Origin of the sequence: Shewanella subflava, from assembly GCF_025971955.1 — a bacterium.
Taxonomy (GTDB): domain Bacteria; phylum Pseudomonadota; class Gammaproteobacteria; order Enterobacterales; family Shewanellaceae; genus Shewanella; species Shewanella subflava.
In genome coordinates, this window is record NZ_JAPDMX010000012.1 from 1 (window position 1) to 13,866 (window position 13,866).

Sequence of the window (13,866 nt, forward strand, 5' to 3'; positions counted from 1 at the left end):
ATCTCTGTTGCAGGCCTTTATACATCAACCAGTAGATCGGTCAACCGATCTAAAAAGTGCTTATCTGATCGGCATTAGCTATATAAGCTGCTTTTTGAGTGGATATCTTGGTAGTAATAGAAGAACTAACTTATTTTACCATGACACTGTTTGTATTTTTGACCAGAACCACATGGGCAAGGATCATTACGCCCCACTTTTTCACCTTCGCGGATCACCGTTTGCGGTTTGGCTGGAGCTTCGCTTTCATTATCGCTTAACGCCTGTGCTGAGGCATGTTGGTAAGCTCGTTGGATCTTTGCTTCTTCTTCGCGACGACGTTGTTCCATTTCATCAACATCTGATTGTGCTTGAACTTGCACTTTAGATAAGACGCTAATCACGTCATGCTTTAATGTTTCAAGCATTTGTTGAAATAACTCGAATGATTCACGCTTATATTCTTGCTTAGGGTTTTTCTGAGCATAACCACGTAAATGGATACCTTGGCGAAGATGATCCATTGCTGCAAGATGTTCTTTCCACAAACCATCTAATGTTTGTAGCATCACCGCTTTTTCAAATTGGCGTAAGACTTGCGCACCGACCATATCTTCTTTTGCTTTAAATGCATCTGTCCAAGCTTTTACAATACGCTCACGTAATGTTTCTTCATGTAGTTCGTCTTCTTTATCTAACCACTCTTGGATAGGGAGCTTTAATGAGAACTCATTTGATAAACGTTGTTCGAGTCCTGGTACATCCCATAACTCTTCTAATGATTGAGGTGGAATATAAGTATCAATAACCCCAGAAATCACATCTTCTTCGATATTTTTAATGGTGTCTTCGATGCTTTCAGCATCCATTAGCTCGTTTCGTTGCGAGTAAACCACTTGGCGTTGATCATTGGCGACGTCATCGTATTCCAATAATTGCTTACGAATATCGAAGTTACGTGCTTCCACTTTACGTTGAGCATTTTCAATGGCACGTGAAACCCATGGATGTTCGATTGCTTCACCTTCTTCCATACCCAGCTTTTTCATCATGCCTGAGACACGATCTGAAGCAAAGATACGCATTAAGCTATCTTCCATAGATAAATAGAAACGTGAAGAGCCCGCATCACCTTGGCGACCCGCACGACCACGTAACTGATTATCGATACGACGGGATTCGTGACGCTCAGTTCCAAGAATGTGTAAACCGCCTGCAGCAAGCACTTCGTCATGGCGGATCTGCCAATCTGCTTTAATCTTGGCTTTTTGCTCAGCAGTGGGATTATCTAGTGCTTCAATTTCCATGTTCCAGTTACCGCCTAATACGATATCTGTACCACGGCCTGCCATGTTTGTTGCAATCGTCACCGCACCTAAGCTACCTGCTTGGGCAACAATTTCAGCTTCTTTTTCATGGAACTTAGCATTTAACACGTTATGGGGAATTTTGGCTTTTTTGAGTAAGCCGTGCAGTAATTCTGATTGTTCAATCGAAACGGTACCCACCAATACTGGTTGACCACGTTCGCGGCAACTTTTGATATCGGCAATAATCGCATCATACTTTTCTTTAGCCGTTAAATAGACTAAATCCGCCATGTCGTTACGAACCATTGGACGGTTAGTTGGCACAACAACGGTATCTAAACCATAAATGTGTTGGAATTCGAATGCTTCGGTATCTGCGGTTCCTGTCATACCCGCTAATTTTTCATATTGACGGAAGTAGTTCTGGAAGGTTATTGATGCCAAAGTTTGGTTTTCATTTTGAATGTGCACACCTTCTTTGGCCTCAACAGCTTGGTGTAAACCTTCAGACCAACGACGTCCTGGCATAGTGCGGCCAGTGTGCTCATCAACAATCACTACATCGCCATCTTGAATGATGTAATCGACATCGCGTTCAAATAAAGTATGAGCACGAAGTGCTGCATAGACATGATGTAATAATGAAATGTTGGAGGCAGAATACAGAGAGTCACCTTCTGCAAGCATGCCCTGTTCAGTGAGTAGTAACTCAACCTTTTCTTGGCCACGCTCAGTTAAGTGAACTTGTTTACCTTTTTCATCAATCGTGAAGTCGCCTTCACCAATGAAATCTTCGGTATCTTCTTTGTCTTGACGGATCAGGCTAGGTATTAACACGTTCACTTTTGTGTAAAGTTCAGAGCTGTCTTCAGCAGCGCCTGAAATAATCAGCGGTGTACGCGCTTCATCAATTAAGATTGAATCGACTTCATCGATAAGGGCATAGTGCAATGGACGCTGAACACGTTCTTGCGGAGAAAATGCCATATTGTCACGCAGATAGTCGAAACCAAATTCATTATTGGTACCGTAAGTAATATCTGAGTTGTAAGCTTCTTTTTTCTCAACTTGACTTAAACCAGCAACGTTAACACCGACTGTTAGGCCTAAGAATTCAAATAAAGGACGGTTAAATTCAGCATCACGACGGGCTAGGTAATCGTTCACGGTAATCACGTGGACGCCTTTACCACTAATACCATTTAAATACGCTGGTAATGTGGCGGTTAAGGTTTTACCCTCACCGGTGCGCATTTCAGCGATACGATTACTGTCTAGTACCATGCCGCCTAATAACTGAACATCAAAATGACGCATATCGAACACACGCTTTGATGCTTCGCGAACAACCGCGAATGCTTCAGCCATTATGCTGTCTAGGCTTTCACCCGACTCTAAGCGCTGACGAAACTCTGTCGTTTTTTGTTTTAATTCTTCATCAGAAAGCTTTTCGTAATCTGCTTCCAATGCATTAATTTTATCAACCACTTTGCCTAAGCCTTTCAGGGTGCGGTCGTTTCTGCTTCCAAATACTTTTGTCAGTAATTTACCTAACATCTTAGTCACTTATCTCTTGTAGGTTTGGCTCATCAGAGCGCATTAACCGTTAATATGATTAACTTGCTTTGCGGTAAACAAACTTTTGCGGATCAATTTGTTGTCCATCGCGTAGCACTTCGTAATGCACATGAGGGCCGGTTGAACGACCTGTGCTTCCCATATTGGCAATTTTATCGCCTTTGGCAACGACGTCACCTACGTTTACTGACAGAGATTTATTGTGTCCATAGCGAGTGCGAAGGCCATTACCATGGTCTATTTCGACAAGCTCACCATATCCAAACATACTTCCTGACCACGTTACGACACCTGCGGCAGTTGCTGTAACGGCTGTCCCTTCTCGCCCGGCAAAATCAATACCTTTATGCATTGTTCTGCGGCCATTAAAAGGGTCATTACGTAAACCATAGGGCGAAGATAACCAACCTTTATCGATTGGCCGCCCTGATATATAACGCTCTTCATCTATATGGAGATTCGTTGACACTGTTTCAAGTAGTGACAACTGAAGATTATTATTATCAATTCGTGATGCCAGCTTATCCATATCACTAATAAGCTGACTTAATTCGATTCCTGTCCCTAATTCACTGTAACCGCCAACGCCGACTTCTGTTTGAAAATCGAATTGGTCATCAAGTAAATTATTTTGGGCAACCTGCTGCCCAAGGGCTTCAAGTCGAGTAATTTTGGCTTGCATTTTAGCAACATGGGTAACTAATGTGGCTAATTGCACTTCGGTTGCGTGTTTGAGCTCAATCACTTGTTGTTTTTGTTGCTCACGCAGTTGTTGGTTTTTATCGACTTTAGCCTGTTGATTAGCAAAGCGATCGGCACTGTATTGGTAAATTGCAGTCCCTGTTACCATAATCATAATCGGTAGGAGGAACCATCGTTTACTGGGTTGCCAGCGCGTGACCCCATTTCGACCTTGAACAAATACTGTTACACTCATAGCCTAATTCAGCCATCTTATTATCATATGAAAAAGCCCCCTCAAGACCTCAGCAATTTATTACATTTGTCAGGAAAATTACCTGAACTCGCTGAGAAAGCAGAACTACTGAATAATCTGAATCGGTATGTGAAACAAATTATTGGTGGTCCTGCGGCAGAGCAACTTAATGTTGCTAATCTCCGCCAGGGTGTTCTTGTTATTGAAACGGCCTCCGCTGCTTGGGCTGCTCGGCTCAATTTTCAAAAGCCTAAACTATTACGACAACTTCAGGCTGAAACGCTTCCCATGCTCACTGCTATTGAGGTTAAAGTCAACCCAGGTTTAGCAATGATTAAAGCAAGCTCTCAAATTAATCACGCAAAACTCAGCAATCAATCTGCACAACATATTGCTGCGCTAGCTGAGCATGTAGATGGATCACTAGGTGAAAAACTAAAACGGCTGGCTGCATTGGCCAGCCGTAATAGGCAATCTAAGGATTAAGCGAGTGCGGTTGTACCAGGCACCATAAAGCTGACAGGTACATCGGCTTCTTTGTCGAAGCTGACTAATTCCCATGCATCCTGCTGGGCTAGCAAAGCTCTGACCAATTGATTATTTAACGCATGGCCGGTTTTAAAGGCTGAAAACTCACCGACAATGGCATGACCTGCTACATATAAGTCACCAAAAGCGTCGAGAATTTTATGCTTAACGAACTCGTCATCATAACGCAGACCATCAGGGTTGAGGACGCGGTACTCATCAAGCACAACAGCATTTTCCATGCTGCCACCTAACGCAAGGTTATTAGCACGTAAATATTCAATATCACGCATAAAGCCGAAGGTTCTTGCACGGCTGATATCTTTAACAAATGCCGATGTCGAAAAATCCATAACCATATGTTGTTGGCTGCGGGCAATTTCTGGGTGAGCAAAGTCAATTTTAAAATTAACCCTAAACCCTTTAAACGGTTTTAGCTCTGCCCATTTATCTCCGTCTTCAACACGAATAGGTTTGGTGATCTTAAGGTATTTTTTAGGTGCTGCCTGTTCTTTAATTCCTGCACTTTGCAGCAAGAAAACAAACGGGCTGGCACTGCCATCCATAATTGGGATTTCAGGCGCATCAACTTCGATAACAGCGTTATCAATGCCTAAGCCTGCAAGGGCAGCAAACAGATGCTCAATTGTAGAAATACGAACACCAGCATCGTTTACAAGTGCTGTACACATCGTTGTTTCACGTACTAAATGCGCCTTTGCAGGTATCGACACTGCAGGCGTAAGATCGGTACGTGTGAGTACAATCCCTGTATTTACTGGTGCGGGCATAATGCACAGAGTAACCTTGTTGCCGGAGTGTAATCCGACACCAGTACTCTTCACCATTTTTTGAACAGTTCTTTGAAAAATCATTCATTTACCCGTAAATAACAATAAAAACAAAAGTTTATAAAAATAACTTAAAGCTATCATGTATAGCTGGTACGACATGCTACCATATCTTGCGTCATTCACAAAAAAAATGCAAATAGGTGCAAAACAACGGTATATCGTTATTTGCTATCACAACAGTGAACTTTTCATCTGATTAATTCCATATGGTATTAATCTCGGCTTATCAAAACCGCTTGTTTAGCGGATTGATAATGATGCAAAGTTAATCTGCTTGCTTACGTAAAAATGCTGGAATATCTAAATAGTCCGCATCTGCACGTGGCGTTGTTAATGGCTGTGGAACAGCATTGCCTTTTGGTGCAGCATAAGATTGCTGAATCACTGGCTCATCAACTGGCTCTGGGCGAGTTTCAATCACAACAGGCTCAGGGCGAGGAGCTGGCTTTTGCACTAACTGAATATCAGGCTTTTTTTCAGCACCAATACCCGTAGCAACCACTGTTACGCGCAGTTCTTCACTCATTTCTGGGTCAATTACCGCACCAACTACCACTGTCGCATTATCAGATGCGTAAGCTTTAACATGGTTACCCACGGTTTCAAGCTCTTCAATACTGATGTCCATACCTGCTGTGATGTTAACTAATACGCCGCGCGCGCCAGCAAGATCAATATCTTCAAGTAAAGGACTTGCAACTGCTGCTTCTGCCGCTTCTTCTGCACGATCATCACCAGTTGCGACACCAGTACCCATCATGGCATTACCCATTTCTGACATAACTGTTTTCACGTCGGCGAAATCCACGTTAATTAGGCCTGGGCGAGTGATTAATTCAGCAATACCTTGAACCGCACCTAATAACACGTTGTTTGCGGCAGCAAATGCATCAAGTAAAGACGTACCACGACCCAATACTTTTAATAGTTTTTCATTCGGGATAGTGATTAACGAGTCAACGTGTTTAGCTAGCTCTGCAATACCTTGCTCGGCATAAACCATGCGTTTTTTACCTTCAAATGGAAAAGGCTTGGTCACAACAGCGACTGTTAAAATACCTTCTTCGCGTGCAATCTCTGCAACTACAGGCGCGGCACCAGTACCTGTACCACCGCCCATACCAGCTGCGATAAAGATCATGTCAGATCCTTTAATCGCGGCACGAATGTTTTCACGGTCTTCTTCTGCAGCTTGACGGCCAACATCAGGATTAGCGCCAGCGCCAAGTCCTTTAGTGACATCACGACCCAGTTGAATCGTTGAGCCTGCACTTGATTTACGTAATGCCTGTGCATCCGTGTTTGTTACGATAAACTCAACACCTTCAATGTTGTGCTTAACCATATGCTCGACAGCGTTACCGCCACCACCACCGACACCGATGACCTTGATCACCGCTTCGTCTGAATGTGTATCCATGATCTCAAACATAGTCTGATCTCCGTTAGTCTGCGTTATTTAAAATTCACCCTTAAACCAGCTTTTCACCCGATTCAAAAAGCTAGTTACCCCTTGGCGATCAGGACGTTCAAACTGGCGTTCGATAACCCTTCTAGCCCCATAGTGAAGCAACCCTATCCCTGTTGAGTAAATTGGTTGGTCCACGTATTCATATAATCCTTTTACTGGCAGTGGCGAAGCAACTCGCACTGGCATACCGAAAGTGGCTTCGGCAATGTCTACTGCACCTGTAATGGAAGATGTGCCACCGGTTAGTACAATACCTGCAGCAATTTGATCTTCTAAACCGCTGTCTTGTAATTGTTTAAGCACTAACTCGAATAATTCTTGATACCTTGGCTCTACAACTTCAGCTAAGGTATGGCGTGACATGCTGCGTGATGGTCTTCCTCCCACAGATGGCACTTCGATACTGTCTTCACGGCTTACCATTGAGCTTCTTGCACTGGCAAACTGTACTTTAATTTGTTCGGCATGTGTCAGGGGGGTACGGAATATTTTGGCAATATCGCTAGTCACTTGGTTACCCGCCACTGGCACAACTGCGCAATGGCGTAATGCCCCATTGGTATACACTGCTATATCCGTTGTGCCGCCACCGATATCGACAATACACACGCCTAAATCTTTCTCATCGTTAGTCAATACTGAGTCTGCTGAAGCAATGCCCGAGAACACTAAGTCATCCACTTTTAAACCGCAACGCTCAACACTTTTGGTGATGTTTTTTGCCATATCATTTGCACATGTCACGATATGGGCTTTAGCTTCCATTCGCATGCCTGACATGCCAATTGGGCTTTTGATGCCATCTTGAACATCAATAGAATATTCTTGTGGCAATACGTGTAATATCCGGCGCTCTGTCGGTATCTTTACTGAGCGCGCGGTATGGATCACGTTGTCGACATCTTCTTGTGTCACTTCTTCGTCGTTAATCGACACCATACCATTTTCATTTTGGCAGGCGATGTGTTTACCCGAAATGCTTAGATAAACCGACGAAACTTGGCAATCAGCCATTAATTCAGCCTGATCAAGGGCGCGTTGAACACTGCGTACGATAGAGTCGAGATCATTTACCCCGCCCTTATCCATGCCACGAGAAGGATGATTACCTAAACCAATAACACTAATTTCACCGTCAGGCAGTACTTCACCAATAATCACGGCAACCTTGGATGTTCCGATATCTAACCCTACGATAAGGTTTCTTTCCTGATTCTTGGTCATTTGCTCTCAGTTCTCTTATTGGTATCAGCCCAGCCCACTGCAAAACCTGTGTCGTAGCGTAAATCGACTGTCGCTACAGGTTTCTCGCTTTGTTGCAATGTCGGGTATACATTGATAAAACGCTGTATTCGAGTCATTTTATCTTCACGCCCTAGCTCTATTTTTATGCCGTTAGCTAATTCGGCTTGCCACGCATGACGTGGACTTAAACGCAAACTGGCTAATTTAAATCCATTAATTTTCAGTAAATCATCCAACTGCCCATAACTGACTAAGACTTCTTCTGCCATATCATCCGGTCCAGATAACATGGGTAAATCGGTTAATTCTGGATAACCTACCGCATCAAACACTTCGCCATTAACATTAAGCCAAGCTTGCCCATTCCAATGCGCCACAGCTTGTTGCTCTTGTATGGTAACCTTAAACTTTGCAGGCCATTCTCGTCTCACCGACGCGTGATAAACCCACGGTAAATCTTCTAGTGCTCGCTGCACATCAACAACATCTGCGTTAAAAAAGCTGCTTTTCATTAACGATTGCAATGCCGTTTGGATCTCTTCATCAGAGGTAAATTTACGTTCACCTTTAACGGCAATCGCTTCTATCGGTAGCGCATCAGCATCATTCAACAAACCATGAAGCTTTAACCCACCCCATGTAATTGTGATTAACACGCTGAGTAAAAACAGCAAACCAAAATACAAATACCAATCGACTTGTTTTAGCTTTTGTTTTAACTGGCGCCCCTTATTACTCCACGACACCGATAATTACTCCCGAAGATTACCATTTCTGCCCTGCAACAAACCGGTCATTATATAGCGCTTAATGACTGTATAAAAGCACGATTTTTCAACCGCATAGCTGTACAAAAACTAATCTATTTTATCTTGACTTTCGGGCGCATTAAAACCCAATTCTGTCGCAGCTAAATCACGCGATAATGCCCCAATATTACCTGCACCTTGGGTCAGTAATAAATCACCATCCTGCAGTACATCTGGAAGCACACCCGCTAGCTGTTCAGGTCCTGAAACAAAAATAGGATCCACTTGACCACGAACTCGAATCGAGCGGCATAATGCTCGGCCATCAGCGCCTGGTATTGGGTTTTCTCCCGCAGCATACACATCAAGCAATAATAAACAGTCCACCTGTGACAACACATCGACAAAATCTTCGTATAAATCACGTGTTCGGCTATAACGGTGCGGTTGATAGGCCATCACTAAACGCTTATCGGGCCACCCTGCACGTGCGGCTTTAATTGTGGCAAGCACTTCACTTGGATGGTGACCATAATCATCGACTAACATGACTTTGCCATTTGGCGTATCAAATTCACCTAAATGCTGAAAACGACGACCAATACCTTCGAACTCAGCAAGGGCTTTTACGATTGATGCATCGTCAATGTCATCTTCACTTGCGACCGCTATCGCAGCCAGTGAATTAAGCACGTTATGCTGGCCTGGTAAATTCAACACGATATCTAAATCGGGTTTATCTTTTCTGTGGGCGGTAAACCGTGATTGATGTCCTTGCTGCACAAAATTACTGGCACGTACGTCGGCATGCTCACTAAAACCATAGGTCACCACTTGACGACCAATACGCGGCAATAGCTCTTCAATTACCGGATCGTCAACACACATCACCGCTACACCATAAAATGGTAAGTTATGTAAAAAGTCGACAAAAGTGGTTTTAAGCACTTCAAAATCGCCGCCATAGGTGTCCATATGATCGGCTTCAATATTAGTCACCACACTGACCATTGGCTGCAAGTGTAAAAAGCTAGCATCGCTTTCATCGGCTTCGGCAATCAAATAGCGACTGGTGCCTAAACGCGCATTGGTTCCTGCACTGTTAAGCAATCCACCAATCACAAAGGTAGGATCTCGCTCGGCTTCACCGTAAACACTGGCAATTAGGCTGGTAGTGGTTGTTTTACCATGGGTGCCAGCAATGGCAACCCCGTGGCGGTAACGCATTAATTCAGCTAACATTTCCGCACGGCGCACAATAGGTGTACGGTTTTCTTGCGCGGTAAGAATTTCTGGGTTTTGCTTGTTAATGGCCGTTGATACGACCACCACATCAACACCAACAACATTGTCTGCATGATGGCCAATAATGATCTTGGCACCTAATCGTGCTAATCGCTCAGTCACGCTATTTACCGCAATATCAGAGCCACTGATTTGGTAACCTTCATTGACTAGCACTTCCGCAATACCACCCATGCCGGCACCACCGATGCCAACAAAATGAATGCGCTTGATCCGTCTCATTTCAGGGATCATAGTGCGAAGTTGTGCGTACTTTTCTGTCTTTGTCATGTTAACCCTTGTTCGCTACCGTGGCGCATATATCTGCAACTCGTTGAGTGGCATCTAGCACCGCAACGCCGCGTGCTTTTAACCCCATTTGGAGTAAAACCTGTCTGTCACTGGCAAATAGCTGCAGTTTGTCTGCAAGCAATTGAGCCGTTAATTCTGTTTGCGGGCATAAAAAACCCGCCTGTGCATCCACAAGTACTGATGCATTTTTAGTTTGATGATCATCAACCGCATGTGGGTAAGGGACTAAAATACTGGGTAAACCCACCGCTGCAAGTTCTGATACGGTTAACGCACCAGAACGACACACGACCACATCTGCCCAGCGGTATGCCGCTTCCATATCATCAATAAACTCAGCAACATTCACCTTATCCAACTGGTTAAGATGCTGATATGCAGCCTTAACTGAATCAAGGTTATTTTTGCCCACCTGATGCCAAACTGTCACTGAATATTGATTAGATAATTTCGCGACAGCATCGGGTAACGTTTCATTCAGTACTTTTGCCCCAAGACTTCCACCCACAACAAGCACTTTTAAGGCGTCCTCGCTAAGGGGTTTCGCCTCACTGCCTAATGACACAAGTTCTTGCCGAATAGGGTTACCGACAACTTCAACATTTTTTACTGTGTTGGCGAAGGTATTAGCAAATGCACAAAGTACTTTAGTCGCAATTTTTGACAATAATTTGTTGGTTAATCCGGGGATCGCATTTTGCTCATGCAGCACCACGGGCACGCCAGATAATTTAGCCGCCACGCCACCAGGGCCACTGGCAAAACCGCCCATACCCAAAACCACATCGGGTTCAAAATCATCAATCACCGCTTTAGCCTGAATAATAGAGCGTATGACTTTAAACGGAGCTGAAAGCTTACGTAACAAACCATTACCACGCACACCTTTGATATCGATAAATTCAATATCAAATCCATGCTGCGGCACTAATCGCGCTTCCATTCTATCGGCCGTACCTAGCCATCGTACTTGCCAACCTTTAGCCGCAAGGTGCTTGGCCACGGCAAGCGCCGGAAAAACATGACCACCAGTACCACCGGCCATCACTAATAATTTAGGGGAACGACCATAAGCCACTGCACTTGTATTTGTCACGACTTAGTCCTCCCTTGCACTGCTTGTATCAAACTCACTCGCCTTTCATGATCGATTCGCACCAACAGCATAACTGCGGCTGTCATCACCCATAAACTACTGCCACCATAACTGATAAAAGGCAATGTCAGCCCTTTGGTTGGCAACATACCAATACTGGCTCCTACGTTAACCACGGTTTGGAAACAAATCCAAATGCCCACGCCATACGCCACGTAACTTTCAAAAGGGCGTTGCATTTGCAAACATAAGTTACCTAATCGTATCGCACGCAAAGCGATAAAAAATAGCATCAGCAACACACAAATAATGCCGATGAACCCGAGCTCTTCACCTATCACCGCAAAAATAAAGTCGGTGTGCGCTTCAGGTAAGTAGGCTAATTTTTGAATACTGTTGCCTAAACCTTGCCCCAGCCAGTCACCGCGACCATATGCCATAAGTGACTGAGTTAACTGGTAGCCACTGCCAAATGGATCGTCCCATGGGTCCATAAACGAGGTGACTCGGCGCATACGGTAAGGTTCAAATAGCACCAACAATACGAACGTGGCCACACCTAATAAAATCAGCACCATAAAGTCGATTATTCGAGCGCCGGCCAAAAATAACAAGCTCACAGTACACACGAACAACACCACCACAGTGCCTAAATCTGGCTGTAATAATATCAATACGGCGAACAGACCATAAACACCAATTGGCTTGTAAAAACCTTTGCGGTTATCGCGTAATTCACCATGACGTCGAACCAAATACCCTGCCATGTAAACAATAAAAACAAACTTTGCTATTTCAGCTACTTGTATACGAATAGGTCCAATTGATAACCAACGTCTTGCCCCATTCACCGAGGTACCAATCACCAAAACAGCAAACAATAAAACCAGCACGCCAATCATCAACATGCCGCTGTTTTTTTCCCAGTAACTGACATCCGCTTTGAGTACTGCAAAGGCAATCACCACACAGCCGATTAAGTAAAAAACATGTCGCCCGATAAAATGAAATGGATTGCCGGTTAGCTTCTCCGCTTCAGGCATGGAAGCTGACATCACCATGACAAAGCCAAAACACATCAAGCTGATAATCGCGACTAAAAATGCCCTGTCGTATAGCGGCATACCCGGGGAATTATTGTCAGCTAATAATGACGGCCAAAGCCCATTTAGGCCTTGTTTGAATAAGCTTAATTGCTCATTACTGGCCATCTAATTGCTCCACGCATAATTTAAAGTCATCGCCACGGGCCATGAAGTTTTTATACATATCTAAACTGGCGCAGGCAGGAGACAGCAACACAATATCGCCGGAGAAAGCCAATTTTGCAGCCTGCTCAACTGCTTCTTTCATGGTGCTAACGCTGATACTATCCGCTTTTAATTCAGCGATTTTATGACCATCTTTACCTAAAGTAATCACCTTTGCGACATGGTCTAAGGCTGGAGTTAGTGGCGTAAAATCTGCCCCTTTACCATCGCCACCGGCAATTAAAAACACTTCCCCTAAATGGGTGTTTAATCCCTGCAATGCTGCAACCGTTGCGCCAACATTGGTGGCTTTAGAGTCATTAATGTAAGTTACGCCATCGACTACCGCGACCAATTCACAACGATGGCTTAGACCTTTGAAGCTACTTGCAACCTGAATGGCAAATGCTTTATCCACACCGCAAGCATCCACTAATGCCATCGCAGCAAGTAGATTGGCATGGTTATGTGAACCTATCAAAGTGACATCATTTAAGTTCATGATTTCACTGTCACCGTGAAAAATCTTACCGTCACTCAATCCCCATTCGTCACCTTCTGGCACACCTAAACCAAAGGTGTTTTGGTTCATGGGTTCAAGTGGGAACGTTAATTCATCATCGCGGTTATACATGACAAATTTGCTTTGTGGATATAAATTTAATTTGGCTTCACGGTAGGTGTTAATGCTGCAATATCGATCCATATGATCTTCACTGATATTCAAGCAGGTAGCCGCAATGCAATTAAGTGAAAAGGTTGTTTCAAGTTGAAAACTCGACAATTCAAGCACGTAGTAATCGGCATCTAATGCTAATAGGTCTAAAGCAGGAATGCCGATGTTACCGCCCATGACCACTTTTAAGCCTGCGGCTTTGAGCATGTCGTGAACTAACGTGGTGACGGTTGATTTACCATTCGAGCCGGTAATACCAACAACGCAAGGTTTCCTATCAGCGATCTCTCTGGCAAAAAGTTCAACATCACCAATAACTTCAATACCCATATCACTCGCAGCTTTCACCTCTGGGGTATCCACTGCAATGCCTGGACTGATGATAATTTGCTTTGCTTGCACCAAATAGCGGCAATCAAAACCGCCTGTGATCAGCTCAATATCAGCAAACTCTTTTGCTAGTAAATCTTCACCAGGAGGGTGACGACGGCTATCCATTACTAAGGGTTTAATGCCTTGGGCAACCAAATAACGCACCACTGAAAGCCCAGTGGCTCCCAGTCCCAACACTATATGAGTGTAATTGGATAGCATAAT

General features: G+C 44.1%; 11 protein-coding genes. 1 reads left to right on the forward strand and 10 read right to left on the reverse strand.

Annotated features, from left to right (window positions below; all coding sequences use genetic code 11):
* Positions 1-125 precede the first annotated feature (125 nt).
* On the reverse strand, positions 126-2,846 hold the full coding sequence (secA, locus tag OHT75_RS06135; protein ID WP_264725811.1) for a preprotein translocase subunit SecA: 2,721 nt from the start codon (positions 2,844-2,846) through the stop codon (positions 126-128).
* A 58-nt stretch (positions 2,847-2,904) separates the two neighbouring features.
* Positions 2,905-3,804 carry a M23 family metallopeptidase gene (locus OHT75_RS06140; RefSeq protein ID WP_264725607.1) on the reverse strand — a complete coding sequence of 300 codons (900 nt, stop codon included), beginning with the start codon at positions 3,802-3,804 and terminating at the stop codon, positions 2,905-2,907.
* Between the two features lie 27 nt (positions 3,805-3,831).
* On the opposite strand from OHT75_RS06140, the gene OHT75_RS06145 reads away from it, so the two are divergent.
* The gene (locus tag OHT75_RS06145; protein ID WP_264725608.1) at positions 3,832-4,290 is read left to right on the forward strand and encodes a DUF721 domain-containing protein; all 459 of its coding nucleotides are present in this window, start codon (positions 3,832-3,834) and stop codon (positions 4,288-4,290) included.
* On the opposite strand, the gene lpxC is transcribed toward OHT75_RS06145, so the two are convergent.
* From lpxC to murD, 8 genes are all read right to left on the reverse strand, one after another.
* Entirely contained in the window at positions 4,287-5,207 is a 921-nt protein-coding gene (lpxC, locus tag OHT75_RS06150; RefSeq protein WP_264725609.1) for a UDP-3-O-acyl-N-acetylglucosamine deacetylase, read from the reverse strand. The two genes, OHT75_RS06145 and lpxC, sit on opposite strands and share 4 nt — an antisense overlap.
* 244 nt (positions 5,208-5,451) lie before the next feature.
* The gene (ftsZ, locus tag OHT75_RS06155) at positions 5,452-6,618 is read right to left on the reverse strand and encodes a cell division protein FtsZ (RefSeq protein ID WP_264725610.1); all 1,167 of its coding nucleotides are present in this window, start codon (positions 6,616-6,618) and stop codon (positions 5,452-5,454) included.
* Positions 6,619-6,645: 27 nt separating this feature from the next.
* Positions 6,646-7,881, reverse strand: coding sequence for a cell division protein FtsA (gene ftsA, locus OHT75_RS06160; protein WP_188842030.1), 1,236 nt, complete (start codon positions 7,879-7,881; stop codon positions 6,646-6,648).
* On the reverse strand, positions 7,878-8,648 hold the full coding sequence (locus OHT75_RS06165; RefSeq protein WP_264725611.1) for a cell division protein FtsQ/DivIB: 771 nt from the start codon (positions 8,646-8,648) through the stop codon (positions 7,878-7,880). Before OHT75_RS06165 ends, ftsA begins: the two co-directional genes overlap by 4 nt.
* A gap of 111 nt (positions 8,649-8,759) precedes the next feature.
* Positions 8,760-10,226, reverse strand: coding sequence for a UDP-N-acetylmuramate--L-alanine ligase (gene murC, locus OHT75_RS06170; RefSeq protein ID WP_264725612.1), 1,467 nt, complete (start codon positions 10,224-10,226; stop codon positions 8,760-8,762).
* Position 10,227: 1 nt separating this feature from the next.
* A complete protein-coding gene (murG, locus tag OHT75_RS06175) occupies positions 10,228-11,292 on the reverse strand; it encodes an undecaprenyldiphospho-muramoylpentapeptide beta-N-acetylglucosaminyltransferase (RefSeq protein ID WP_264725812.1) in 1,065 nt (354 codons plus the stop codon).
* A gap of 47 nt (positions 11,293-11,339) precedes the next feature.
* Positions 11,340-12,554 carry a cell division protein FtsW gene (ftsW, locus tag OHT75_RS06180; RefSeq protein WP_264725613.1) on the reverse strand — a complete coding sequence of 405 codons (1,215 nt, stop codon included), beginning with the start codon at positions 12,552-12,554 and terminating at the stop codon, positions 11,340-11,342.
* Positions 12,544-13,863, reverse strand: coding sequence for a UDP-N-acetylmuramoyl-L-alanine--D-glutamate ligase (gene murD, locus OHT75_RS06185; protein ID WP_264725614.1), 1,320 nt, complete (start codon positions 13,861-13,863; stop codon positions 12,544-12,546). The genes ftsW and murD overlap by 11 nt, the downstream gene beginning before the upstream one ends.
* Between the last annotated feature and the right edge of the window lie 3 nt (positions 13,864-13,866).

Bases quoted from the DNA above. Each gene is read 5' to 3' on its own strand.
- lpxC (WP_264725609.1), bottom strand. From the start codon at position 5,207: ATGATTTTTCAAAGAACTGTTCAAAAAATGGTGAAGAGTACTGGTGTC.
- ftsZ (WP_264725610.1), bottom strand. From the start codon at position 6,618: ATGTTTGAGATCATGGATACACATTCAGACGAAGCGGTGATCAAGGTC.
- OHT75_RS06145 (WP_264725608.1), top strand. From the start codon at position 3,832: ATGAAAAAGCCCCCTCAAGACCTCAGCAATTTATTACATTTGTCAGGA.
- ftsW (WP_264725613.1), bottom strand. From the start codon at position 12,554: ATGGCCAGTAATGAGCAATTAAGCTTATTCAAACAAGGCCTAAATGGG.
- murC (WP_264725612.1), bottom strand. From the start codon at position 10,226: ATGACAAAGACAGAAAAGTACGCACAACTTCGCACTATGATCCCTGAA.
- OHT75_RS06140 (WP_264725607.1), bottom strand. From the start codon at position 3,804: ATGAGTGTAACAGTATTTGTTCAAGGTCGAAATGGGGTCACGCGCTGG.
- ftsA (WP_188842030.1), bottom strand. From the start codon at position 7,881: ATGACCAAGAATCAGGAAAGAAACCTTATCGTAGGGTTAGATATCGGA.
- murG (WP_264725812.1), bottom strand. From the start codon at position 11,292: ATGGCCGGTGGTACTGGTGGTCATGTTTTTCCGGCGCTTGCCGTGGCC.
- murD (WP_264725614.1), bottom strand. From the start codon at position 13,863: ATGCTATCCAATTACACTCATATAGTGTTGGGACTGGGAGCCACTGGG.
- secA (WP_264725811.1), bottom strand. From the start codon at position 2,846: ATGTTAGGTAAATTACTGACAAAAGTATTTGGAAGCAGAAACGACCGC.